The sequence below is a fragment of the Methyloversatilis sp. RAC08 genome (assembly GCF_001713355.1).
GTDB lineage: Bacteria > Pseudomonadota > Gammaproteobacteria > Burkholderiales > Rhodocyclaceae > Methyloversatilis.
In genome coordinates, this window is record NZ_CP016448.1 from 1,933,636 (window position 1) to 1,955,286 (window position 21,651).

The window sequence follows — 21,651 nt, forward strand, 5'->3', positions numbered from 1 at the left end:
AACAGGCGCAGCCTTGAGCCTTGCTACCTGCTCCGCTCCGCCCGCGCCGCCAGCCAGACCAGCGCCAGCACCGGCACGCCGAGCAGTGCGGTGCCGGTGAAGAAGAACTCGTAGCCGCGTGCGTCCACCACGACGCCGGAAAAACCGGCGATGAATTTGGGCAGCAGCAGCATCAGCGAACTGAACAGCGCGTACTGCGTGGCCGAATACGCCACATTGGTCAGCCCGGACAGATAGGCGACGAAGGCGGACGACGCGATGCCGGCCGACAGGTTGTCGGCCGAGATCGCGAAGATGAGACCGCTGACGTCGTGGCCGCGACCGGCCAGCCAGACGAACAGCAGATTGGTGACCGACGACAGCAGCGCACCGAGAAACAGCGTCTTCATGACACCGATGCGGGCAGTGAGCACGCCGCCGATCACCGCGCCGGCGATCGTCATGCCCACGCCGTACACCTTGGCGACCGTCGCCACCTCGTCCTTCGTGTAGCCCATGTCGACATAGAAGGCGTTGGCCATGATGCCCATGACCACGTCGGAAATGCGGTAGGTGCCGATGAGCGCCAGCAGCAGCACGGCCTGCCAGCGGTAGCGTCGGATGAAGTCGAGCAGTGGCGACAGTGCGGCACCGTGCAGCCAGGCAGCAAGCCGCAGCAGCGGGCCGTGCAGGCCCTCGCGCATCAGCCAGTCCCGGGCGCGCGCCTCGCGCTGCACGGTTTCGGCCGACACCACCACCTCGGGTTCGCGGATCAGCAGCGTGGTCACCACGCCGACCGACATGCTGGCCGCCATCACCAGGTAGGCGAAGCGCCAGGGCGCGTGCTCATAGACCAGCTCGGTCGCATCGACCGACGCCGCCAGCCACAGCACACCGGCCGAGGCGACGATCATCGCGATGCGGTAGCCGCCCTGGTAGGTCGCTGCCATCGCGCCCTGCAACCGCTGCTCGACCGCCTCGATGCGGTAGGCGTCGAGCGCGATGTCCTGCGTCGCCGAGGCGAAGGCAACCGCCAGCGCACAGTACGCCATGCGGCTCAGGTTCTGCGCCGGATCGGTTGCGGCCATGCCGAGCAGCGCCAGCGCGATGGTGAGCTGCGACGCCAGCAGCCAGCTGCGGCGCCGACCGAGCAGTCCGGTCAGCAGCGGCAGTGGCAGGCGATCGACCAGCGGCGACCACATCCACTTGAAGGCGTAGGCGAGACCGATCCAGCTGAAATAGCCGATGGTAGAGCGATCGATGCCCGCCTCGCGCAGCCAGTACGACAGCGAGCCGAGCACCAGAATCAGCGGCAGACCGGCGGAAAAGCCGAGAAACAGCATGCCGGCGACGCGCGGGTGGGCATACACCTTCAGACTGTCGAGCCAGCCGGCATCAGTGGATTGCAGGGTCACGGGCGAGGCGCAGGGCGGGGAACAAGGCCGGAAGATACCAGCCCCGCCGACCCACCGCGCAGCGGTGCCGGTCGAACGACAGTGAGGTCAGGCGTATTCCGGGAAGAACAGCCCCATCACCGCGGCCATAGAACTGCTTGCTTCGGCGCATGCGCCTTCGAAAGCCTGCGGTTCCAGCCGGGTCATGCTCCACGCCTCGGGTAACACGGTGGCCACAATCCGCGCCGAATCGAGCAGTTCGCCGTCGTGACCGACCGCGCAGCGCGCAAAATGCAGCAGGCAGGCTTCGAACTCGTGCGGCGCGCCGCGTGCCGGGTCTATCTGCGCGCCAATGGCGGTCGAAAAGCTGGTCGGCAATTGCCATGATCGCAGCAGTTCGGCACCAACAGCGGCATAGTCACATCCGATGACGTCGCGTTCGATCAATTCCGGCGCGGCGCCGGACGCCCGGCACTCCGCCAGCGCAGCCTCGGCCAGTTGAGGAACATGCATGTACATCACCATGTGGCCGATGTCGGCCAGCAGGCCGCCGACGAACAGGCGTTCGGCATCGAGCAGGCCACAGCTCTTGGCGGACGCGCGCGCCAGCAGCCCGCGCATCGCGGACGCGCGCCAGAAGCGGGCGACGTCCATGCGCTCGGGGCGCATGCCGGAGAAGACGGCGGTCACCGTGGTGGCCAGAACGATGTCGTGCACCTGCTGCATGCCGAGCACGCTGACCGCGCGCGACATGGTTTCGACCTTGCCTGGAAAGCCGTAGAACACGCTATTGACGACGCGCAGCACGCGCATCGTGATTCCGGGATCCGCCACCACCACTTTCGCGAGGTCGAGTACCGAACCTTCCGGGTCGTCGAACACCTGTTTCACGCGATGGTAGATGGCCGGCAGGGTCACCAGTTCTGTCGTGCGCTGCGCCAGTTCCTGTGCGGTATGGGAGGACATGTCGGGTGTCGGAACGGTGGCAGTTAGCTGAATTCGGCAATCTTGCCGAAAACTTGAGTTACCGGCGCTGGCGCGGGGCCCGCCGAGGGGTCTTCCCGCTTCGCGCACGGCTCATGATCGCCTGCTGTCGGAACCCAGTCGGTGCTGCAACTGCTGCAGCAGTCGCCAGCCCCCCCACAGCCGCAGGCCCCAGCGCCAGACGCGACGCGGCCGCAGCAGGAAGATGCCTACCGCTGCCGCGGCGATGGCTTCAGGATGCATCCGCACCCACTGCACACCTTCGCGCACCGTGTCGCCAAAGCGCAATGCCGGCGACAGCGCGGCCGATTGTTCCACCGCAATGCTGCGCAGCGTGCGCGAGCGCTCCAGCAGCCGCTCGCGCGTCAAAGCAAGGCGCATGCGTTGCGGATTCATGGCTGCAGACTATCGCGGTCGCGTTTCAGTTCGTCGAGCGACGATGCGAACAGGCGCGTGCCCTCCGCCATGCGTGCCCGCGCGACGACCGCCGCGAGCACCCCGAGCGTGATGAACAGCGTGGAAAACAGCGTCAGCGCCAGCAGGCGGTGGCTGTCCCACAGAAGCACCGTCAACAATACCGCCAGAAAGGCGATGCCGAAGGTGAGAAAGGCGATGGCCAGCGCGCCATACACCAGCAGTTCGGTCAGACGTAGCGCTTCATCGCGCGCCTCGACCGTGACCAGTTCCAGCCTGACATGAACAAGTTCGATCAGGCTGGAGAAGAACCCCTTCAGCGATACGGCAAGACGCTCGGGCCGTTGCGGTTCCGACATCGCGCTCAGCGACGACCGATCAGCAGCCCGATCAGCAGCCCGGCGCCGGCCGCAACGCCGATCGCCTTCCACGGGTGATCATGCACGTAGTCATCGGTGACGCGCGCCACTTCGCGCGACTTTTCCTTCAGCGCGGCTTCGGCGTCGGCCAGCTTGTGCCGTGCGGAGGTCAGGTTTTCCTGCATGCGCACGCGCAGTTCGCCAACTTTTTCGCCCGCCTGATTGGCCGTGACCTTCAGCAGTTCTTCCGCGTCTGCGATCACCACCTTCAGGTCCGCAATCAGCTTTTGCTTGGTTACCGTTGATTGATCGATGAGTTCGGACATTGATGTTCTCCTTGTTGAATGGGGTGTCTTTAAAGACACGAAGTTAACCCCTTAAGTTGCCTCGCGCAACGCACCCGTGTGGGCCGGTACCCTTGAAGCACGTAGGCCACCGGCTACGCTGATCAGGCCGAGACCCGCCAGCAGCATGGCCCAGGTCTGTGCCTCAGGCACCGGCGCGAGTGCGGACGCAAACGCGGCAGCGACCTGCTGGTGAGCGGCCGTGGTGATATGCACGCCGTCCCAGAACAGATATCCGGCACCATTTCCATCGACGCAGGACACGCTTTCGACGCAGGCGTCGGTTGCGTTCGTGAAGCCGAACGCCTGCGGATCGGCATTGGCCGCGGTGGTCAGCGCGAAAGTATCGGCGGTGAAGAAGCTCGCATCCGGCAGCGCAGCGTCGAGACTTGCCAGCAGATCGGCCAGGGCGGCGTTGTGCCCGAGCGAAATCTGCGTCGCCACCAGCGAAATGAAGGGATCGTCATCGGCAAGCTCGGGCACCAGACCGAGATTGGGCAGGTTCGGGATCAGGAAATTCTTTGCACCTGCGGCATACAACGTGGTGACCGAGGTGTAGAGATTGCCGATGGCGTTTGTCACGTAGTCCTGCGGATCGACCGATCCCGGTGTCGCTTCGGACAGCAGGAAGTAATCGTTCGGGCCGGCCCAGATGAAGTACAGATCGCTCGCGCTGGCCGTTCCGCCGCTGGCGCCCAGGTAGCCATTGACCTGCGCAATGACGCCGGTGCCGTTGAAAAAATTCGGCGGGAACAGCGAATCGTCGTCATCGATGAAGTTGTCCGAGCCACCGCCGACCGGTGTGCCGGTTCGCGCGCCTGCCACGGCAAAGTTCGACAGTCCGGCGCCGAGCATGTCGGCCAGATACTCGACCGCCGTGATGCCATTCGACAACCGCCCTTCGAAGTACGGGACGGGCGGATAGAGGTTTCCGGTCAGCGAGTAGAGATTGCCGTCATCCGACAGGCTGTCGCCGAAGGCATAGATGCGGTCATAGGCCGAAGCGGACAGCGGCAGCGCGAACGGCGCGGTCAGCAGGGCGAACAACACGGCACGGCTGGTCTTCATGAGGCACTCCTGTGATGAACGGAAAACCGATGAGTCGCGGCTGGCGAATCAGGTCGAACTGACATCGTAGTCGACAATCAACGGCGCATGATCACTGAATCGTTGATCCTTGAAGACCCTTGCTGCGCAGGCCTTTGCCGCGATTCCCGGGGTCGCGATCTGGTAGTCGATGCGCCACCCGACGTTGTTTGCGCGCGCCTGGCCGCGGTTGCTCCACCAGGTGTAGCAGTCGTCGGTCGCGTCGGGGTGCAGGCTGCGATACACATCGACCCAGCCGCCCTGCCCGAGCAGTGTGCTCATCCACGCCCGCTCTTCGGGCAGGAAACCTGAATTCTTCAGATTGCCCTTCCAGTTCTTGAGGTCGATTTCCCGATGCGCAATGTTCCAGTCGCCGCAGATGACGATCTCGCGGCCGCTGGCGCGCAGCGCGGCCAGATGCGGCACAAACGCGTCCAGGAAGCGGAATTTCGCCTGCTGCCGCTCCGGTGCGCTGGAGCCGGACGGCAGATAGAGCGAAATGACCGTCAGGTCGCCGAAATCGGCTTCCACGTAGCGGCCTTCGTCATCGAATTCCTGCTCGCCGAAACCGGTGATCACGCGAGAGGGTGACCGCCGCGCGTACAGCCCCACACCGCTGTAGCCCTTCTTCAGCGCGTAGTGGAAATGGCCGGGCAGGCCGCCGAGAGCGGCTGGCGCGCGCATCGTGTCATCGAGATCGGCCGCCTGCGCCTTGAGTTCCTGCACCGCCAGCACGTCGGGCGATTCGCCCGCCAGCCAGGGCCACACACCCTTTGTCGTGGCCGAGCGGATACCGTTGAGGTTGAGCGACACGATACGTAACATGGTCGGTTCATCCGATTCGTTGGGAAAATCCGTGGATTCTAGACGTTCATTCGTGCAGTTCGCCTGCGAAACCGGCGTGCTGCGCTTCGGCAGCTTCACCACCAAGGCGGGCCGCCAGTCACCGTACTTTTTCAACGCCGGTTTGTTCAACAGCGGCGCGTCGGTGCTAAAGCTTTCCGAGTTCTATGCCGAAACCATCCTGAACCGTGCGCCTGCGTTCGACATGCTGTTCGGACCGGCCTACAAGGGCATCGTGCTGGCCGCCGGTGCGGCGATGCAGATGGCGCAACGCGGTCGCGACGTGCCATTCGCGTTCAACCGCAAGGAAGCGAAGGACCACGGCGAAGGCGGCACGTTGATCGGCGCGCCACTCAAGGGTCGCGTGCTGATCATTGATGACGTGATCAGCGCCGGTACGTCGGTGCGCGAGTCGGTCGAACTGATCCGTGCCGCCGGCGCGATCCCGGCCGGCGTCGCCATCGCGCTCGACCGGATGGAGCGCGGCAGCGGGGCGTTGTCAGCGGTTCAGGAAGTGGAACGTTCATACGGCATGCCGGTGGTGGCCTGCGCCAGTCTCGATGATCTGGTGGGCTATCTGCAGCTCACCCCCGGCATGGAGAGCAATCTGGCGGCGGTACAGGCGTACCGCACGCAATACGGAGTCGGCACCTGAAGATGATCACCCTGGAACTGCGTCACCTGCTGCCCGCCCTGGCTCTGATCGGCCTGATGCTCGCCCCGTTCGCCGAGGCGCGCGTCTATTGCTGCAAGGACGCGCGCGGGCATCAGGTGTGCGGCGACGTGCTGCCGGAATCCTGTGCCGACCGCAGTTACCGCGAGTTGAACAAGCAGGGCGCGACGGTGAAGCAGGTCGATGCGCCGATCAGTGCGGAACAGCGCGCAAAGCGCGACGCCGAGGCGCAAAGGGCCAGCGCGGAAGACCGCGCGCGCGAGGAACAGCGTCGGCGCGACGCCACGCTGCTCAATACCTATTCCAGCGAGCGCGACATCGACATGGCGCGCAAGCGCCGGGTGACCGACATCGAGGAGCTGCTTGTGCAACTGCGCGACCAGCAGCAGACGCTCAGGCAGCGGCACGTCAATCTCGAAGCGGACGCCGCACGCTTCGTCGGCAAGCCGATACCGCCGGGCATCAAGGACCGGCTGGACACCAACGCGCAGGACATGCGCCTGCTGGCCGAGAACATCGCAGCGAAAGAGCGCGATCTGATCGAGACACAGCAGCGCTTCCAGGAGGATCTCGTACGCTTCCGCCAGCTCGCCGGCCAGAACTGAACGAGCGATCTATCTTGCCGGCACGTCGAGCGCGCGCCGGTACTGGATCGCTTCGGCCACATGCGCCGGGGCGATGCAATCCATCCCGGCCAGATCAGCGATCGTCCGCGCCACCTTGAGACAACGGTGATAGGCGCGCGCCGACAGGTTCAGCGTCGTCATCGCCTGACCGAGCAGCGTGCGCGCCGGATCGCTGAGCATGCAGTGCAGATCGATGTCGGCCGCCTCCAGCGACTGGTTCGGCCGCGCCTGACGCGCAAGCTGCCGGCTGCGTGCAGCCAGCACACGCGCCCGCACCACCGCTGTCGCTTCGCCGGGCCCGGTGCGCAATTCGTGCTCGGCCAGCGGTGCAACGGTCACCAGCAGGTCGATGCGGTCGAGCAGCGGACCCGACAGGCGGCTGCGGTAACGCGCCACCTGTTCGGGTGTGCAGCGACAGTGCGCCGACGGATGACCCAGATAGCCACACGGGCACGGATTCATCGCCGCGACCAGCTGAAAACGGGCCGGAAACCGTGCCCGGTGGGCGGCGCGGGCAATCGTCACATGGCCGGTTTCCAGCGGCTCGCGCAGCGCTTCGAGCACGCGGCGGTCGAACTCAGGCAGTTCGTCGAGAAACAGCACGCCGTGGTGCGCCAGCGAAATCTCGCCCGGTCGCGGTACCGCACCGCCACCCACCAGTGCAGCCGCGCTGGCCGAATGGTGCGGCGCGCGGAACGGCCGGTGCGTCAGGCGGGCGGCATCGAACAGGCCGGCGCCGGACAGCACGGCCGCTGTTTCGAGCGCCTCGGCCTCTTCAAGATCGGGCAGCAGGCCGGGAAGACGTGCCGCCAGCATCGACTTGCCGGTGCCGGGCGGGCCGCTCAGCAACAGCGAATGATTGCCCGCAGCGGCGATTTCCAGCGCTCGGCGGGCCTGCAGCTGGCCCCGCACATCGGCCAGATCCGGCCAGACCGGTGCTGCGCGCTGCGCCGGCGCACTCGCGCGGGGCAGCGCCTCGCGACCGCACAGGTGGGCGCACACGTCGAGCAGCGAGCGGGCGGCACGCACATCGACGCCGGCCACCGTGACCGCCTCGGCTGCCGATTCCGCCGGCAGCACGAAGCAGCGACCGGCGTCGCGCGCGCCAAGGGCCATCGGCAGCGCGCCGCGCACCGGGCGCAGCGCGCCGGTCAGCGACAGTTCGCCGGCAAACTCGTGGCGGTCGAGCGTGGGCGCGGCGAGCGCACCGGACGCGATCAGGATGCCGAGCGCGATCGGCAGGTCGAATCGGCCGGATTCCTTCGGCAGGTCGGCCGGCGCCAGATTGACGGTGATGCGCCGGGCCGGAAATTCAAAGCCTGAACAGAGTATGGCCGCACGCACGCGGTCGCGCGCTTCGCGCACTTCCGCATCGAGCAGACCGACCAGCGAGAACGCGGGCAACCCGTTTGCGACGTGCACTTCGACCGCCACCTCCGGTGCGTGCAGGCCGGCCAGCGCACGGCTGCGCAGGATGGCGAGTGACATGTGATCGTCATGTGATGCAATGGGCGAAGTCTAGCGCACACCCTGACCCGTCATGCCATCGGAATCAATCGTTCGGGCCACTTCGACGCCGGGCCGTCACTTCGATCTCGATCTTCATGCGCGGATCGGCCAGACCGGCGGACAGCATGGTGGCGGCCGGCCGTACGTCTCCGAAGTGGCTGCGCAGCACCGGCCAGCACTGCGGAAACGACGCTGCATCGGGCACGATGTAGGTCACGCGCACGACGTCCGCCAGCGTCGCACCGGCCTGCGCAAGCGCGCCTTCGATGTTGCGGAAGCACTGTTCGGTCTGCGCGACGAGATCGTCGGCGATCGTCATCGACGCATAGTCGAAACCGGTGGTACCGGACACGAAGATCCAGTCACCGTCGACCACGGCGCGCGAGTAGGCCGCCTGCGCCTCGAAAGTGGAACCCGAATCGATCAATCGGCGCGTCATCATCTCTCCCGCTTCAGAACAGGCGCTCAGGCAGCCCGGTACAGCATGACCGCCAACCCGGCGCCCAGCGCCGCCACGACCAGATTGACCCAGGCGCCCCAGCGGGCGCCGTAGCCGGGCGGAAATTCGGCCGGCGTCAGCGTGCCGAGCAGGCGCAGGTATTGCCGCGAAGACCATGCAGCCACCGCTGCGCCAAGCGCGATGAACGCCAGCCCGAACCACAGCGATGCGCCGGACAGTCCGGCTCCATGCTGTGCCGGCGACACCAGCCGGATCAGGATGCCGGCGCGTTCGACGACGAAACCGAAGGCGATCAGCGCCAGACTGGTGCGGCTCCAAGCCAGCAGCGTGCGCTCGGCGGCAAACAGCACGCGCGGGTCCTTCAGGTCAGACACGATTGTTCGTCCTCACGGCTTGTGATGCGGCAGGCTACCCGGCGCGCAGCCTGCCCGCACGATGACTGCCAGACCGGACGTTAGCAGACCGGGCCAACGCTGCCCTGACAGGTTGCGCGGGCCGGTCGAGCGGACCGGCCCGTGGTGATTTAGAATCGCGGGCCTTCGAGTACGCACGGCGCGGCCACCCGCCGACCGACGACCCGTCGAATCGTCACAGGCACTGCCCTGCCGCCGCCACGAGCGACGGCGCGGTCCTGTCACACCACCTCATCTATCCGGAGAACACCGTGCCCAGCCTGTTGCCCAACGTCGACCCCCAGGGGCTGCTCGAATATTCGGTCGTGTATACCGACCGCGCGCTGAACCACATGTCGCAGTCCTTCCAGGGCGTCATGAAGGATATTTCGCGCGTGCTCAAGCAGGTCTACAACGCGAAATCGGCGGTCGTCGTGCCGGGCAGCGGCACCTTCGGCATGGAAGCGGTGGCGCGCCAGTTCGCCACCGACAAGAAGGTGATGGTCATCCGCAACGGCTGGTTCAGCTTCCGCTGGACGCAGATTTTCGACATGGGCCACATCCCGTCCGAATCCGTCGTTCTGAAGGCGCGCCAGCCGGTGCCCGGCTCGCAGAAGGCGTTCGCGCCGCCGCCGATCACCGAAGTGGTCGCCGCCATCCTCGAACACAAACCGGCCGTGGTGTTCGCACCGCAGGTCGAAACATCGGCCGGCCTGCAGCTGCCGGACGACTACCTGCGCGAAGTGGCCGCCGCGGTGCGCGAGGTCGACGGCCTGTTCGTCCTTGACGCCATCGCCGCCGGCACGCTGTGGGTGGACATGGGCGCACTGGGCATCGACATCGTCGTCAGCGCGCCGCAGAAGGGCTGGAGCGGCTCGCCGTGCGCCGGCCTGGTCATGCTGGGCGAGCGCGCCCGCGCGCGCATCGATTCGACCACCAGCACCAGCTACGCCGCCGACCTGAAGAAGTGGCTGCAGATCATGGAAACCTATGAAGGCGGCGGCCATGCCTATCACGCCACGCTGCCGACCGACGGTCTGACGCAACTGCGCAATGTCATGCTGGAAACCGAAAGTTTCGGTTTCGACAAGGTGAAAGCCAACCAGATCGAGCTGGGCCGCCAGATCCGCGCACTGATGGAAGCGCGCGGCTTCGAAAGCGTTGCCGCCGAAGGTTTCAAGGCGCCGTGCGTCGTGGTCAGCTACACCAGCGATCCGGAAATCCAGAACGGCAAGAAGTTCATGGCGCAGGGTCTGCAGATCGCCGCCGGTGTGCCGCTTCAGGTCGACGAACCGGCCGATTTCCGCAGCTTCCGCATCGGCCTGTTCGGTCTGGACAAGCTGCAGAACGTCGAACGCACGGTGCAGAACTTCAAGGCGGCGCTGGACAAGGTCGAGTAGTCGTCGCAAGGACGTCCGTCGGAGGCCGTTACGCGGCGACCTCCGACGGGCCGGCCAGCGCGCGCGGCAGGTCCAGCACGAATTCCGCGCCACCCTCCGGGTGGTTGCGGGCGGACAGCACGCCGCCGTGCTGTTCGACGATGCCGTAGCTGATCGACAGGCCGAGGCCGGTACCCTTGCCGACCGGCTTGGTCGTGAAGAAGGGCTCGAAAATGCGCGACAGGTACTCGTCGGGTATGCCCGGTCCGTTGTCGCGCACGCTCATGCGCACCCGGTCGCCCTCGTTGGTGCAGCTCAACGTGAGCTCGGCGACACGATCTTCCGCACCGGCTGCGTCGTAGGCGTTCTGCAGCAGATTCATCACCACCTGCTGCAATTGACCGGCACTGCCCGTGACCACGCAGGGTTCGCGCGCCGCCCAGTGCAGCGCGACGACCTCGCTGGTGCCCTTCTGTATCCAGTGGATGGCCCGTTCGATCACCGCATTGAGATCGACGGCGCTGCGCCCTTCCGGATCGACGGCGGAAAAGCGCTTCAGCCCGTTGACGATGTCGGCAGTGCGCTGCGCGCCTTCCATCGTGCCTTCTATCAACGACGGCAGATCCTTCAGCAGATGCTCGATGCGCAGCCTGACGCGCAGCGCGCCCAGTTCCTCGTCGGACGCTCCCGCGTGCACGGCGTCGATGTAGCTCCCCATGCGTTCGCTGTACTTCTTCAGCGCATGCACGTTGCCGAGCACGAAGCTGATCGGGTTGTTCAGCTCGTGCGCGACACCGGCCACCAGGCGACCGAGCGAAGCCATCTTTTCCGAATGCAGCAACTGCTGCTGCGCCAGCTTCAGCGCTTCGTGCGCCTCGCGCAGCTCATGGTAGGCGCGCTTCAGTTCGGCCGTCGGCCGGCCGACGAGCACGGTGCCGGCACGCCGGCCGTTGCGCGTGAAACGCGGCGTCAGATTGGTGTCCACCGGCACCCCGGCGCCCGCGGCGTCGCGCAGGTTCAGCTCGACCGCCTCACCCCGGCGCGACGGGTTGGCGTCATCGAGCACGCCGCGCATGCGGGTGCGGCTTTCGTCGTCGGCCAGCAACGCGAACACCGGCGTGCCGCGCAGCGCGTCGTCACTGCAACCGACCAGTTCGCACAGCGCGGCGTTGGTTTCCTCTATCTCGCCGCGCTCGTTGCACACCAGCAGCACGTCCGACATCGCCGACATGACGCTGAAGATGAACTGCTGCGACTGTTCCAGTTCGACGTTCTTCTGCTCGAGCGCGATTTCGTCGCTGACCAGCTGGGAATACACCTCGTCCATGCGCTGGATCACGTCCAGCCAGGTTGCCTCGTCCACGCCTTCGATGTGGGCACCTGCGAGCAAGGCGCTGGTGTTGGCGGACTTCGGGTGGTCGGTCATCGCGGCAGGCAGGGAGGCGTCAGCAGCGCATGGTAGCGCCGACGGCGTTCGCTCCGCCAACCCGTCGAATCGTGCCCGCGGTCAGAAGCGCGCGCTCAACGTGAGGCGCAGGCTGCGCGGCTCGACCGGATGGAAGTGGCGATCGTCGACACCGCCCGCCACCTCTCCACGCAGGCGCGAGGTGTAGAAGTACTCGATGTCGCTGTCGCCGCTGTCGAACAGGTTGAACACGTCCAGCATCAGTCGCACGTCGCGGCTGAGCCGGTGGCCGACGCGCAGATAGGCCAGCGTGGTCGAGCCCGAACGGACCGAATCGTCTTCGACCAGCGGGCGCGGGCCGACGTGGCGCAATTGCAGGTGCCCGAACCAGCCGTTTGCCAGCGGATTGTCGTCGGTCAGACTCAGGCCGGCCGCGACGACGCGGTCGACCGCGCCCGGCACGTGGTTGCCGGCCGGGTCGTCCTCGGTGAAGCGGGCGCGCGACGCGGCGATGTCGAGGTCGAACAGCAGCCACGGACGCACCGTCCAGCGGTTGTTCCACTCGATGCCGCTGCGCCGGCTGGCCCGGTTGGGCTCGGTTTCACCGGCGTCGCCGACGAACAGCAGTTCCGAATCCAGCTTCAGCGTCCACACCGCAAGCGAACTTTGCAGCCCCGGCACGAGCTCCGTGCGCACGCCGACTTCGCCACCCTTGGTGCGCACCAGCGCATCGACCGGATCGGCCGGCAGCCCGCCCCGGGCGGTGACGCGTGCCGTGGTGCCGCGGGCGTCGTTGCTGTGGAAGCCGTAGCCGTAGTTCACGAAATACTCGGTGCGCGCCCAGGGCCCGAAGATGAACGACAGCTTGGGCGACGCGATGTGGTCGTTCGCGTTGCCGCTGTTGGCGGCGATCGAACTGCTGACGTCGAAGTCGTAGCGGTCGAGGCGCAGCCCGACCAGGCTGCGCAGCCAGGGCGTCCATTGCACGCTGTTTTCGCCGTACAGGCCGAAGCTGGTCTGGCGTACGTCGCTCTGCTGCGTCACACCGGTGGTGCGGCGCGCGACCGTGGTGTAGAGCCCGACCGGGTTCAGACGGTCGTGCCGCATCTGCACGCCCAGCGTGTTGGTCATCGGCCGACCGGCGAGCTGGCCGTCCCAGCTGCGGCTCATCGCCACGCCGAACACGGTGCGCTGTTCCGACTGCCGGAACTGGTCGCCGTCGGCCGGGTTTTCGAGGAAATAGGTGAAGTTTGACCAGAGGTCCAGTTCGGACCGGATCGCGTAGGCGTTGAAGCGGAAGGCGCCGTCGTCCCGGGCGCGCTGATGGTCGATCGACAGGCTGTAGCGCTGGGTCTTGCCGCCGTCGGTCGGGTCCACCGTGCCGTAGCGGCCGATCAGGCCGGACTGCACGGCGCGCAGCGGAATCTGGTCGGTCGAGTCCCAGCGCGCGGTATAGGCCATCGCGGTGACCGAGGTACGGTCCGCGCCCTCGCCCAGCGTGTAGCGCAGTACGCCATTGATGCGGCGGAAGTCTTCCGGATTGTCCCAGGGGCCGTCGTTGCGCGAGGTCTCCAGCGCATAAAGCAGCGTACCGGCGCCAAGCGCGTGCGAATTCATCAGCAGGCCGCGCCGGTAGCCATCCTGGCCGATGGTCAATTCAGCCGTGCCGTAGTCGAGACGATCGACCAGCCGCAGCCGCGCAGAGCCGGCCGACGCGAAGTCACCCTCTTCCGCATAGTACGGTCCCTTGCGGTAGTCGATGCGACCGACCAGCTCCGGTATCAGCCAGTTCAGGTCGGTGTAGCCGTGGCCGTGCGCATGCGTCGGCATGTTGGCCGGCATGCCATCGATGTAGGTGGCGAAGTCGGTGCCGTGGTCGAGGTTGAAGCCACGCAGGAAGTACTGGTTCGCCTTGCCGCCGCCACTGTGCTGCGTGACGATCACCCCGGGCACGAATTCCAGTACCTCGGCCGGACGCAGCGTCGGCCGGCTTTCGATCAGGCGCGCCGTGACGCGGCCCTGACTGGCCGCGTCGGACGTGCCGACCGCGTTGTCGTAATGGCCCTCGACCGTCACCGTTTCCAGATGGTGGGCAGACGGCGATGCTTCGTGCGCCAGCGCGGTGCCGCACGCCCCGATGACGGGCACGCACAGCAGCCGGAACACGCCCCGCGCCACTGCGGCCGAGGCGCGCAAACCCATCCCGGACAGGTCTTTCACTGTGCTCATGTTCTTGTATGAAGATTTAAGGCAATCTTCATACGCGAAAAGCGTGCCAGTCATGGCGCCACGCGGGACCGGCGGTCCGGCGAGACAGTCGGGGTGGAGGTGGTCAGTGCGCTGCCGTTTCGATCGGTGCGGCGGCAGCGGCGCTTGCGTCAGGTGCTGGGCTTGATATGCACGTGGCCATGCCCGCCGCGTTCGTGCCGCCGCGCATAGCTGTGCCCGCCCGGTCCCGTGTGGTGGTGGCCGGCATCCAGTTCGACGCTGATCAGGTTGATCTTGCCGTGATGCACGCCGCGCTCGGCGCACACCGCATCGGCGAACTGCCGCACCGCTGCGATCTCGCCCTTCAGGATGACGGTTTCAAGGCAGTGGTCGTGGTCGAGGTGGGCGTGCATCGACGACACCGTGAGATCGTGGTGCGCGTGCTGCAGGCTGATGATGCGTTCGGCCAGGTCGCGCTCGTGGTGATTGAACACGTACGACAGGCAGGCCACGCAGTGCGTCGCGCTGCCGGTCTGCTGCGCCGTGCGGTCCAGTTCGGCGCGGAACAGGTCGCGCACCGCCTCGGAGCGGTTACCGTAGCCGCGCTGCGCGATCCAGTCGTCGAACTGGGCGGCCAGCTGGTCGTCGAGGGATATGGTGAAGCGCTGCATGTCATGGCTCCGGTGAGGTCGTATCGATCGACGTGCCGTTCGTGGCCAGCCAGTCGGCAAATTCCAGCGGACGCAGGCCGAAACGGACGGCGTTTCCTTCGTGCAGCGAGCGGAACTCCTGCAGCACCAGTTCAACGAAGCGCGCGCGTTCTGTTGCCGCCACGTCAGCCGGCATCACGGTGCGTGCTGTCGCTGCGTTCGCCGGCAGACCGCCCAACACGACCGCGCGCACCGCTTCGGTCAGCGCCTTGCGATGGCGCAGGCGGAAGGTGTCGGGCGGCACCAGTTGCTGTTTTACCGCCACGTATTGCTGGCACGAGCGGGCGTATGCCTGGACGAACACGTCGCGCAGCAGCTCGATGCGGTTCAGCTCGTAGACCGCGATCATTGCATCGACATAGGCCTGCTGCGGCACGTCGATGAAGGACAGCGGGCACAGATTGGTGCGGATCAGCGGAATGTTGGCGGCCAGCCGCGACACCCGCTTGTTCACGTCCTCGAAGGGCTGCAGATAGGGCAGATGCACCATCAGGAAGAAGGCCTGCTCGAACGGGTCGAGAATGTCGGCGGCGATGTCGGTGACGATGCCGAACAGCTCGTCGAGCTGCTGCGGCAACGCCAGCGGCCGGTACACGCAGCCGCTGATCTCGACCGCCCGGCTGCGCACCCGGCCGCCTGCCTGCGGATCGCGCAGCAGGCCGTCGGACAGCAGCGCGTGCAGCGACAGCAGCGTTTCGCGATCGATGCCGATGCGGCCCGCGCCATGCACCAGATACTCGATGGCCGCCTTGTGGTTCAGGATCATCTGCGTTTCGAGCGCGTCCTTGCCCTCGGCGATCTCGCCCAGTTCGATCAGGCGTTCGGTATCGAGCCGCGAATAGGTGTTGCCCTCCAGTTGCGACGAGGCCCAGGACAGGTCGATCAGCAGCCGGTTCAGGATGTCGCCGGCAAAGGTGCCCGCCGCCGCTTCGCCGACCGGTGAGCGGCCCAGCACGTGCAGTTGCGCGCGCAGCGGCTCCGGCAGATAGAAGGTGTCATTGGCGCGATAACGCTCGACGAAGCCGATGTCGTAACCGACCGGGCGACGCAGATGGAGCGGCCGGCGCACCAGATCGCGCAACTCGGCGCCTTCGGCCGACAACGTCACATAGGGGGCCGGGGCGGCGGCTGGCAGAGGCTCCATCGCCGCCAGCGCGGCGCCGACGGGCGCCGGGAAATACTTCAGCGCCCGCGCCTCGCCGCGCGTCAGGACGCGGCACTGCGCGACCAGCTCGGCCAACCGGCGCTGCAACGTGCGCCGCGCCACGCCCTCGCCCAGCGCGCGCAGCAAGCCGTCCACACCGACGCCCTCCGGATGGCGAGCGATCTGTGCGGCAAGCGTGTGCGGATCGATGGACGAGCGGGGCCGGGTCATTTGAGTGGCGCAATTCATTTATCGCGCCAATATATTGGCACAAAACGGGAAATCGCGCCAACCGGGATATGGCGCGATCCGATGCGCCCCGCGTCCCGCGTCCCGCTTGCACACTCAATGCACCGTACACACCATGCACGGATCGAAGGACCGCACGATGTGCTGCACCGCGACCGGTGTCGTTTCGCCCTCGCGCACCGGCGCGCCTTCGAGTGCCGCTTCCAGCGCGCCAGGGCGGCCGGCGGCGTCGCGCGGCGAGAAGTTCCAGGTGGTGGGCGCGACGATCTGGTAATTGGCGATGCGGCCGTCGCGCACCGAAACCCAGTGGCCCAGGCTGCCGCGTGCCGCCTCGCCGAGACCGGCGCCGCTGCCTTCGTCCGGCAGCCGGCCCGGCGTGCAGAAGGGCTCGCCCGGCCGCACCGCGCGCAGCCAGTCTTCCATCATGAGCACCACACGCGCCAGTTCGAGCAGGCGGGCGACGACGCGGGTGTAGACGGTGCCGCCGTGGCGGCCGACCAGATCGACGATGAGCGGATCGCCGCTCGCCAGCTGGCGAGCGATGGCGCCGGTTTCGACCACCTCGCCGGCCAGCCGCGGCGCCTTGTTCCAGGTATAGGCGCCGGCCTTGTCCGGCTCCGGCAGCGTAACGCCGCTGCGCGGATGCTGCGGGCCGTCGGCGTCGCGCAGCCAGGCGTGCGTGGCGTCTTCGCGGATGGCGGCCGGGTCGAGCGGCGACAGCGCGCCGGCGTGCCACACGCCGGCGCCGAGTGCGCTGCCGCCGTCCGGCTGCGGGTAGGCGCCGTAACTGAGGAAGCGGCCGGGTCCGGCGCCGAGTGCGGCCAGCTCCGCGTCGCGCGCGACGGTCAGGAAGAAGCGCAGGTCGCCGGCCAGCGGATCGGTGCCGTGATGCCAGGCATCGAGTGCCGCTTCCGAATCGAGCGCGGCAACCTGTTCCAGCGGCGCCGCATAGGCGCGGGTTTCGAGGAAGCGGCGGAATTCGCGCACGCGCGCCAGCAGACGCACCCGTTCGGCGGCGTCAATGGCGCGCGTCGAACCGCCGGGATCGATGCTCTGGGTGTGCGGCCACTTGCCGGCCAATGTGCCGAGCAATGTGAACCAGCGCTGGCGCGCGGCAATCGCGGCGCGCACCTGTTCGCCGGTCTGCGGCGTGAAGCGGCGCACCGCCTCGGCATGCCAGGGCCGGTCGGCATAGACCGGACGCACGAAATCCGGCATGAAGAACAGATAGAAATGAGTCAGGTGATCGGCCAGGTTTTCGGTGGCGAGGATGACATTGGTCACGTGCTGGCCATTGGCCGGCATCGTGATGCCACCGAGCGCGGCCAGCGCGCGCGCCGCCGCCACCGACTGCGACACCGAACAGATGCCGCAGATGCGCGGTACATACACCAGCGCGTCGTGCGGCTCTCGCCCGCGAAGTATCTGCTCGAAGCCGCGATACATCGGCGCATTGACGTGCGCCGATGCGACGCGGCCATCGGCGATGTCGAGCGTGACTTCGAGATCGCCTTCGACGCGGTTGAAGGGGCCGACGAGGAGGCGGGTCATGAGAACTTCCTGAAGAGCGTGCGGCAATTGTCGAAACGCTTTACACCACTACGCAGGGATGCGTCGATCCCTGCCGACACAGACCCGCCTTTTAGCCATGCATTCCGCGCCGGCTGTTGCATCCGGCGTCGGCGCAACAAGTCTGGCGCGATCCCTGCTTTCATCCAGGTTGCTGTCGACGACGTGCCTACCCGCACGCTCATGACGCGTCCGGCCTCGACGGATCGGGCGTGTATCCACCTCCGCGGAAGGAAAGAACGACATGTCTGCACACCGACCGAGCACCCCGTTTCATCGCCGCGCCGCGCTGGCTGCACTGATCGGCGGTCTGGCGATTGCTCCCGCCACCCACGCGGCCAGCTACACCTTCGACGTGCTGTATCAGGGCGCGGGTGTGGCCGCTCTTGCCGCCGGCAGCGACGATCCGGAGGGCACCGTGCTCTACGACGGCGACACCTTCGTCTGGACCCTGTCCATCGCTGACGATCGTTACTGGGAAGTGCTGGAATCCGGTGATTTCTTTCCGTTGATGGCCTTCGGCGTCAGCGAGGCCGGCGACCGCACCGTGAATTACATGTTCTCGCTCTACAACGACGCGGCCGAGGTATTCAGCGATACGGCGGCCGATGTGGTGAATTCGTCGGTCCATGTCGGTACCAACACCATCTCGCTCGACGCCGGCCTCAAGTTCGACAGCATGCGTCTCGAACTGACGCTGATCAGTGCGACGGAAGACGGCGACCCCTCCGTCGCGATCACGACCTCGCCCTATGGGCTGCTGCCCATCTTCGGCGCACCGGAACAGAACACGTTCTATCCGGGCATCGTGCTGGCGCCGGTACCGGAGCCGCAACCCTGGGCACTTGCCATTGCAGGCCTGATCACGCTGGGCGCACTGAGCCGCCGCCGGCGCTGAATTCCGCACCCGCGCCAGCGTCATTTCAGCCGTGTCCGCCGCGCAACCGGCGGCACGACGACGTGGTCCGACACCGCGTTCACCTTGACCCGCTTCGGCGTCGCCGACTTCGACAGTGACGCCAGCGCGACGAACCAGGCCTTGGGCATGTCGGTCGGCAGGCCGATCGGGATGCCGGCGATCTTCGGCGTGGCGTGGAAGGGGTGGCCGGGTTCCTGGAAGCCGGGTTCGGTGCAGCTGATGCAGGCGTAGCCGCCGCGGGTGCAGGAGCCTTCGCCGTTCCACGGCCGGGTGTTGCAGTCGGCGTGCGCCTGCGTGCCCTTGCAGCCCATGTTCTCCATCATGCAGCCGAGGTCCGAGGGCTTCTCGGCGCTGGCCTTGAATTCGTAGTACTCGTTGCGCGTGCAGCCGTGGTGCACCAGCTGGTCGGCGTAGAAGCGCGGCCGGCCCAGCGTGTCGAGGTCGGTTTCGGTGAAGCCGTCGGCGGCCAGCGCCATTAGCGTGTCGAGCACCCAGCTCGGATGGGTCGGGCAGCCGGCGATATTGATCACCGGCAGGCCGCCGTGCGCGCGGAAACCGGCACCGAGCAGGCCGCCGCGCACGTCGTCCTCGTACTGCAGGCCGCAGGCGTCGGTCGGGTTGTCGCCGCCGGCGGTGACACCGCCCCAGGCGGCGCAACTGCCGATGGCGATCACGTGACGTGCCTTCGCGGCGAGGCGACTCACCCACTCAACCATCGGAACGCCGGTGCCGGCCATGACATGGAAGCGGCCGGTGCCGTTCGGCCCGCGCAGCAGCGACCCTTCGACGCACAGCGCGTCCAGCGGCAGATCGCCATCGAGGATGCGGCCGAGCAGCGCGGTCACTTCGTTGCCGCTGTCGAGCGACAGCGACGGATGCCACAGCAGATCGATGCCGGCATCGCGCAGCTGGCCGTGGAAATCGTCGGTGTCGGCGCACAGCAGCGACATGCTGCAGCCGCCGCAGCCGCCGGACTGCAACCAGAGCACGTTCATGCATTCACTCCTTCGGTGTGCTCGCCGCGGGCGACGGTGTCGTGCAGCCAGCCGCGCGCCCGGGCGAGCGCCTGTTCGAGATCGGCCGCGGCCCGCGCATCCGGCTGCTCGCCCAGTTCCCAGCGGCGGCCGCGGATGGCCAGTACATCACAGCGCGGCGGTGCTCGCCGCTGCGTATCGACGAACACCTGCAGCAGTGCCTCGGGCGACAGCGCGTGGCTGGTGATCCGGCGCTCGCGCTGCGGCTGCACACTGCGCACGTCAAAGGCCGCGTCCAGCCCGAGCGCCGCATCGACGAACAGCACGCGTTCGCGCCCGACCAGATCGAGCGCATGCTCGATCTGAAGCTGGTAATCGGTCAGGCAGTCCACGCTGCCGGCAGGCAGGGCGCGTCCGGCGTACGCCGCCAGAGCATCGACCAGCATGGGGCCGAGCGCGTCGTCGCCGCGGCTCGGGTTGCCCCAGCCCAGCACCAGCAGCGGCGCCGTCATTGCGCCGCCTCGGCATCGTGCGCCGCGCCGTCGCGCAGCAGTTCGCCGGTCGAACTGCGCAGCACGTGGTCGAGCACGCGGCCGTCGGCCGCGCGCAGGCTCACCGCCAGCGGCATCTGGCCGAGCGCATGCGTGGCGCAGGACAGGCAGGGATCGTAGGCGCGTACCGCCACCTCGATGTGGTTGAGCAGGCCTTCGGTGATCGCTTCGCCATCGAGGTAGCGCAGCGCCACCGCGCGCACCGCCTCGTTCATCGCCTGGTTGTTGTGCGTGGTCGACACGATGAGGTTGCAGCGGGTGACCAGATCGTCGTCGCCGACTTCATATTCGTGGATCAACGTGCCGCGCGGCGCTTCGATGATGCCGATGCCCGAGCGCTGGTGCGTGCCCTCGGCCTGCAGCGGACCGCCGGTGATCAGCGCGTCGTCGAGCAGCGCGGCGACCGTTTCGACGCCGTGCAGCAGTTCGATCATGCGCGCCCAGTGGGTAGCCAGCACCGTGTGCACCGGCTGCCCGCCGTGCGCAGCGACGAAGGCCTGGCGTGCCTCTTCGGCGCGCGGCGTCGGGATGAAGTCGCAGTTCTGCACGCGCGCCAGCGGACCGACGCGGTACCAGCCGTCATCCACGCCGAGGTCGCGGCGGTAGGGAAACTTCATATAGGTCCAGGGTTTGACCGCCTCGTCTATCAGTTCCCGGTAGCACTGATCGTCGAAACCGTCGACCGCGATGCGCCCGTCGGCTTCGCGCAGGCGCAGCACGCCGTCGTACAGCTCCATCGCGCCGTCGCGGCCGACCAGCGACATCATCGCCGCCGGCGTGTCGGCGAAGTCGGCGTAGCGGGCCGGCAGGCTTACGTGGAGCCGGCGGGCGAGCGCCACCGCGTCCTGCGCCCAGGCCAGCACCTGCGGCAGTTCGGCGCGCAGCGCGTCGCGCTCGGCCGGGTCGACCGCGCGGTTCATGCCGCCGGGTATCGAGCCGGTGCCGTGAATGCGCTTGCCGGAGGTGATGCGGATCACCTCCTGCCCGAACTTGCGCAGCATGACGCCCTGGCGCGCGGCGTCCGGGAAGGCGGCGGCCACGCCGACGATGTTGCGGCGGTCGACCTCGGCGTCGAAGCCGAACAGCAGATCGGGCGAGGCGAGGTGGAAGAAGTGCAGCGCGTGACTCTGCACGATCTGCCCGTAGTGCATGAGCCGGCGGATGCGGTCGGCCGCCGGCGGCACCGGCCAGCCGCCGACCACGCGGTCGAGCGCCTTCGACGCCGCGAGGTGGTGCGACACCGGGCAGATGCCGCACAGCCGCTGCACCATGACCGGCACTTCCCAGTATGGCCGGCCTTCGATGAATTTCTCGAAGCCGCGGAATTCGACGATGTGCAGCCGCGCCTGGCGCACGCGATTGTCGTCGTCGAGCAGCAGCGTCACCTTGCCATGCCCTTCGACGCGCGACAGCGGGTCGATGGCGATGCGGCGCAATCCTTTGGGGTCGGGAGCGATTTCGAGCGAGCGCGTATTCATGG

At 67.2% G+C, this 21,651-nt stretch carries 22 protein-coding genes; 4 read left to right on the plus strand and 18 right to left on the minus strand.

Annotated features, from left to right (window positions below):
* Positions 1-23 precede the first annotated feature (23 nt).
* From BSY238_RS09035 to BSY238_RS09065, 7 genes are all read right to left on the minus strand, one after another.
* Positions 24-1,322 carry an AmpG family muropeptide MFS transporter gene (locus BSY238_RS09035; protein ID WP_150123999.1) on the minus strand — a complete coding sequence of 433 codons (1,299 nt, stop codon included), beginning with the start codon at positions 1,320-1,322 and terminating at the stop codon, positions 24-26.
* Between the two features lie 159 nt (positions 1,323-1,481).
* A complete protein-coding gene (locus BSY238_RS09040; RefSeq protein WP_069038835.1) occupies positions 1,482-2,339 on the minus strand; it encodes an HDOD domain-containing protein in 858 nt (285 codons plus the stop codon).
* 111 nt (positions 2,340-2,450) lie between these two features.
* The gene (locus tag BSY238_RS09045; RefSeq protein WP_223300333.1) at positions 2,451-2,738 is read right to left on the minus strand and encodes a YqjK family protein; all 288 of its coding nucleotides are present in this window, start codon (positions 2,736-2,738) and stop codon (positions 2,451-2,453) included.
* A gap of 11 nt (positions 2,739-2,749) precedes the next feature.
* Complete coding sequence (locus tag BSY238_RS09050) at positions 2,750-3,130, minus strand: phage holin family protein (RefSeq protein WP_069038837.1); 381 nt, start codon at positions 3,128-3,130, stop codon at positions 2,750-2,752.
* A gap of 5 nt (positions 3,131-3,135) precedes the next feature.
* Positions 3,136-3,456 carry a DUF883 family protein gene (locus tag BSY238_RS09055; RefSeq protein ID WP_069038838.1) on the minus strand — a complete coding sequence of 107 codons (321 nt, stop codon included), beginning with the start codon at positions 3,454-3,456 and terminating at the stop codon, positions 3,136-3,138.
* A gap of 51 nt (positions 3,457-3,507) precedes the next feature.
* A complete protein-coding gene (locus tag BSY238_RS09060) occupies positions 3,508-4,542 on the minus strand; it encodes an SGNH/GDSL hydrolase family protein (RefSeq protein ID WP_069038839.1) in 1,035 nt (344 codons plus the stop codon).
* A 48-nt stretch (positions 4,543-4,590) separates the two neighbouring features.
* Positions 4,591-5,385 (minus strand): exodeoxyribonuclease III, encoded by a 795-nt coding sequence (locus BSY238_RS09065; RefSeq protein WP_069038840.1) that lies wholly within the window; start codon positions 5,383-5,385, stop codon positions 4,591-4,593.
* Between the two features lie 52 nt (positions 5,386-5,437).
* Here BSY238_RS09065 and pyrE point away from each other — a divergent pair, with 52 nt between their 5' ends.
* The gene (gene pyrE / locus BSY238_RS09070) at positions 5,438-6,058 is read left to right on the plus strand and encodes an orotate phosphoribosyltransferase (protein ID WP_223300347.1); all 621 of its coding nucleotides are present in this window, start codon (positions 5,438-5,440) and stop codon (positions 6,056-6,058) included.
* Between the two features lie 2 nt (positions 6,059-6,060).
* Positions 6,061-6,681: a hypothetical protein gene (locus BSY238_RS09075; protein ID WP_069038842.1), complete on the plus strand. Its 621-nt coding sequence runs from the start codon at positions 6,061-6,063 to the stop codon at positions 6,679-6,681.
* A gap of 9 nt (positions 6,682-6,690) precedes the next feature.
* On the opposite strand, the gene BSY238_RS09080 is transcribed toward BSY238_RS09075, so the two are convergent.
* The 3 genes from BSY238_RS09080 to BSY238_RS09090 all read right to left on the minus strand — a co-directional run bounded on the left by BSY238_RS09080 (position 6,691) and on the right by BSY238_RS09090 (position 9,045).
* Positions 6,691-8,190, minus strand: coding sequence for a YifB family Mg chelatase-like AAA ATPase (locus BSY238_RS09080; RefSeq protein WP_069038843.1), 1,500 nt, complete (start codon positions 8,188-8,190; stop codon positions 6,691-6,693).
* Positions 8,191-8,254: 64 nt separating this feature from the next.
* Positions 8,255-8,650, minus strand: a complete 396-nt coding sequence (locus BSY238_RS09085) for a RidA family protein (protein ID WP_069040585.1) — start codon at positions 8,648-8,650, stop codon at positions 8,255-8,257.
* Positions 8,651-8,676: 26 nt separating this feature from the next.
* Positions 8,677-9,045, minus strand: coding sequence for a YidH family protein (locus tag BSY238_RS09090; protein WP_069038844.1), 369 nt, complete (start codon positions 9,043-9,045; stop codon positions 8,677-8,679).
* Positions 9,046-9,335: 290 nt separating this feature from the next.
* Between BSY238_RS09090 and BSY238_RS09095 the strand changes: the two genes are divergently transcribed.
* Positions 9,336-10,463 carry an aminotransferase class V-fold PLP-dependent enzyme gene (locus tag BSY238_RS09095; RefSeq protein WP_069038845.1) on the plus strand — a complete coding sequence of 376 codons (1,128 nt, stop codon included), beginning with the start codon at positions 9,336-9,338 and terminating at the stop codon, positions 10,461-10,463.
* Between the two features lie 28 nt (positions 10,464-10,491).
* Here BSY238_RS09095 and BSY238_RS09100 read toward each other — a convergent pair whose 3' ends face one another.
* The 5 genes from BSY238_RS09100 to BSY238_RS09120 form a co-directional block, all read right to left on the minus strand.
* Positions 10,492-11,868, minus strand: coding sequence for a sensor histidine kinase (locus BSY238_RS09100; protein ID WP_069038846.1), 1,377 nt, complete (start codon positions 11,866-11,868; stop codon positions 10,492-10,494).
* An 81-nt stretch (positions 11,869-11,949) separates the two neighbouring features.
* On the minus strand, positions 11,950-14,076 hold the full coding sequence (locus BSY238_RS09105) for a TonB-dependent receptor (protein ID WP_150123912.1): 2,127 nt from the start codon (positions 14,074-14,076) through the stop codon (positions 11,950-11,952).
* Between the two features lie 149 nt (positions 14,077-14,225).
* Positions 14,226-14,726 carry a nickel-responsive transcriptional regulator NikR gene (gene nikR / locus BSY238_RS09110; protein ID WP_069038847.1) on the minus strand — a complete coding sequence of 167 codons (501 nt, stop codon included), beginning with the start codon at positions 14,724-14,726 and terminating at the stop codon, positions 14,226-14,228.
* Position 14,727: 1 nt separating this feature from the next.
* The gene (locus BSY238_RS09115; protein WP_069038848.1) at positions 14,728-16,140 is read right to left on the minus strand and encodes a Fic family protein; all 1,413 of its coding nucleotides are present in this window, start codon (positions 16,138-16,140) and stop codon (positions 14,728-14,730) included.
* A 114-nt stretch (positions 16,141-16,254) separates the two neighbouring features.
* A complete protein-coding gene (locus BSY238_RS09120) occupies positions 16,255-17,709 on the minus strand; it encodes a nickel-dependent hydrogenase large subunit (protein WP_069038849.1) in 1,455 nt (484 codons plus the stop codon).
* Positions 17,710-17,971: 262 nt separating this feature from the next.
* Between BSY238_RS09120 and BSY238_RS09125 the strand changes: the two genes are divergently transcribed.
* Positions 17,972-18,625: a hypothetical protein gene (locus tag BSY238_RS09125; RefSeq protein ID WP_069038850.1), complete on the plus strand. Its 654-nt coding sequence runs from the start codon at positions 17,972-17,974 to the stop codon at positions 18,623-18,625.
* 20 nt (positions 18,626-18,645) lie between these two features.
* On the opposite strand, the gene BSY238_RS09130 is transcribed toward BSY238_RS09125, so the two are convergent.
* The 3 genes from BSY238_RS09130 to BSY238_RS09140 are packed head-to-tail and all read right to left on the minus strand — an operon-like array spanning position 18,646 to position 21,649.
* Positions 18,646-19,641 carry a HupU protein gene (locus BSY238_RS09130; RefSeq protein ID WP_069038851.1) on the minus strand — a complete coding sequence of 332 codons (996 nt, stop codon included), beginning with the start codon at positions 19,639-19,641 and terminating at the stop codon, positions 18,646-18,648.
* A complete protein-coding gene (locus tag BSY238_RS09135; protein WP_069038852.1) occupies positions 19,638-20,132 on the minus strand; it encodes a hydrogenase maturation protease in 495 nt (164 codons plus the stop codon). The genes BSY238_RS09130 and BSY238_RS09135 overlap by 4 nt, the downstream gene beginning before the upstream one ends.
* Entirely contained in the window at positions 20,129-21,649 is a 1,521-nt protein-coding gene (locus BSY238_RS09140; RefSeq protein ID WP_069038853.1) for a Ni/Fe hydrogenase subunit alpha, read from the minus strand. The genes BSY238_RS09135 and BSY238_RS09140 overlap by 4 nt, the downstream gene beginning before the upstream one ends.
* Positions 21,650-21,651: the final 2 nt, after the last annotated feature.

Coding starts and splice junctions, on each gene's coding strand:
- BSY238_RS09120 (WP_069038849.1), bottom strand. CDS start 17,709: ATGACCCGCCTCCTCGTCGGCCCCTTCAACCGCGTCGAAGGCGATCTC.
- BSY238_RS09100 (WP_069038846.1), bottom strand. CDS start 11,868: ATGACCGACCACCCGAAGTCCGCCAACACCAGCGCCTTGCTCGCAGGT.
- BSY238_RS09125 (WP_069038850.1), top strand. CDS start 17,972: ATGTCTGCACACCGACCGAGCACCCCGTTTCATCGCCGCGCCGCGCTG.
- BSY238_RS09040 (WP_069038835.1), bottom strand. CDS start 2,339: ATGTCCTCCCATACCGCACAGGAACTGGCGCAGCGCACGACAGAACTG.
- BSY238_RS09060 (WP_069038839.1), bottom strand. CDS start 4,542: ATGAAGACCAGCCGTGCCGTGTTGTTCGCCCTGCTGACCGCGCCGTTC.
- nikR (WP_069038847.1), bottom strand. CDS start 14,726: ATGCAGCGCTTCACCATATCCCTCGACGACCAGCTGGCCGCCCAGTTC.
- BSY238_RS09105 (WP_150123912.1), bottom strand. CDS start 14,076: ATGAGCACAGTGAAAGACCTGTCCGGGATGGGTTTGCGCGCCTCGGCC.
- BSY238_RS09035 (WP_150123999.1), bottom strand. CDS start 1,322: ATGCTGTTTCTCGGCTTTTCCGCCGGTCTGCCGCTGATTCTGGTGCTC.
- BSY238_RS09135 (WP_069038852.1), bottom strand. CDS start 20,132: ATGACGGCGCCGCTGCTGGTGCTGGGCTGGGGCAACCCGAGCCGCGGC.
- BSY238_RS09075 (WP_069038842.1), top strand. CDS start 6,061: ATGATCACCCTGGAACTGCGTCACCTGCTGCCCGCCCTGGCTCTGATC.
- BSY238_RS09050 (WP_069038837.1), bottom strand. CDS start 3,130: ATGTCGGAACCGCAACGGCCCGAGCGTCTTGCCGTATCGCTGAAGGGG.
- BSY238_RS09085 (WP_069040585.1), bottom strand. CDS start 8,650: ATGACGCGCCGATTGATCGATTCGGGTTCCACTTTCGAGGCGCAGGCG.
- BSY238_RS09115 (WP_069038848.1), bottom strand. CDS start 16,140: ATGACCCGGCCCCGCTCGTCCATCGATCCGCACACGCTTGCCGCACAG.
- BSY238_RS09080 (WP_069038843.1), bottom strand. CDS start 8,190: ATGTCACTCGCCATCCTGCGCAGCCGTGCGCTGGCCGGCCTGCACGCA.
- BSY238_RS09045 (WP_223300333.1), bottom strand. CDS start 2,738: ATGCGCCTTGCTTTGACGCGCGAGCGGCTGCTGGAGCGCTCGCGCACG.
- BSY238_RS09140 (WP_069038853.1), bottom strand. CDS start 21,649: ATGAATACGCGCTCGCTCGAAATCGCTCCCGACCCCAAAGGATTGCGC.
- BSY238_RS09130 (WP_069038851.1), bottom strand. CDS start 19,641: ATGAACGTGCTCTGGTTGCAGTCCGGCGGCTGCGGCGGCTGCAGCATG.
- BSY238_RS09055 (WP_069038838.1), bottom strand. CDS start 3,456: ATGTCCGAACTCATCGATCAATCAACGGTAACCAAGCAAAAGCTGATT.
- BSY238_RS09065 (WP_069038840.1), bottom strand. CDS start 5,385: ATGTTACGTATCGTGTCGCTCAACCTCAACGGTATCCGCTCGGCCACG.